Below are 1,035 nucleotides of genomic sequence, written 5' to 3' on the forward strand. Positions count from 1 at the left end.
CGACCAAAGGAATCACCGCGAGCAGGCTGAGACTGGGGCGCAGCGCAAGCAATCGCGGCCGGCGCTTGATCTCGCCTGCAAGCACCAGATGGGTGATCCGGTGCCGCCGCAGCAAAGGGACGAGCGAGCCTATACCTTCCAGAGCGAGGCTTTCGTGATCGTATCGGGAGAGTTCCGCGATGCGGTCCACCTCGCCTTCCATCAGGATGACGAAGGGCGGATAACCTTGTTCAGCCGAACCGGCCGCGACTTCGACCGGCAGACTGCCGCCGCCGGCAATGATGCCGACCCTGGAGCCCGGCGGAAGATCAAGACGCGCAGCCGCTGTCTCAGTCTTCGTCATCGACATCGTCGCCATCGCCGCCCTTGAGCGACGGCACAGCATAGTGCCGCTTGCCGCGACTGGTGATGAAATCGATGATCTTCATGGCGGTCGGCGACGACGCGAACTCCGCCTTGGCGAACTCGATGTTCTCGCCAACGGTGCGGGAACGATCGAAGATCATCCTGTAAGCCTTGCGCAGCACAAGGATTTCGGACCTTGGCAGGCCGGAGCGCTTGAGGCCGATGATGTTGAGGCCGCGTAGGCTGGCGCGGTTGCCGACCGCTATGGCAAAGGGGATGACATCGCCGACGATCGCGGAGCAGCCGCCGAGAAAGGCGTTGTCGCCGATGCGGACAAACTGATGCACTGCGGTCAGGCCGCCGATATAGACATTGTTGCCGACCTCGCAGTGGCCGCCCAGCGTTGCGCCATTGGCGAACGTCGCATTGTTGCCGACGACGCAATCATGGGCGATATGGGCGTAGGCAAGGAAATTGCCATTGTCGCCGACCGTCGTCTCGCCGCGGCTGGAATCGGTGCCGAGATGCATGGTCACGCCTTCGCGGATCGTGCAGTTCCTGCCGATGACCAAGGTGGTGCGACCGCCCTTGTGCTTGGTGTTCTGCGGCGGTGCGCCCAATGTCGCCATCGGATAGACCTTGGTCGAGGCGCCGATCGACGTCGCGCCCATCACCGAGACATGACTGACC

General features: G+C 63.0%; 1 protein-coding gene and 1 pseudogene. Both read right to left on the minus strand.

The genetic code is table 11. The features are described 5' to 3' along the window. Window positions 1–358, minus strand: a pseudogene (locus EN750_RS35985) (DUF1009 domain-containing protein); the annotation flags it as partial. Continuing rightward, window positions 330–1,035: acyl-ACP--UDP-N-acetylglucosamine O-acyltransferase (gene lpxA, locus EN750_RS35990; RefSeq protein WP_127399395.1), on the minus strand; the 706-nt coding region annotated here is incomplete at its 5' end. The gene lpxA and the pseudogene EN750_RS35985, both read right to left, overlap by 29 nt.

The organism is Mesorhizobium sp. M7A.F.Ca.ET.027.03.2.1 (assembly GCF_003999175.1).
Classification (GTDB): domain Bacteria; phylum Pseudomonadota; class Alphaproteobacteria; order Rhizobiales; family Rhizobiaceae; genus Mesorhizobium.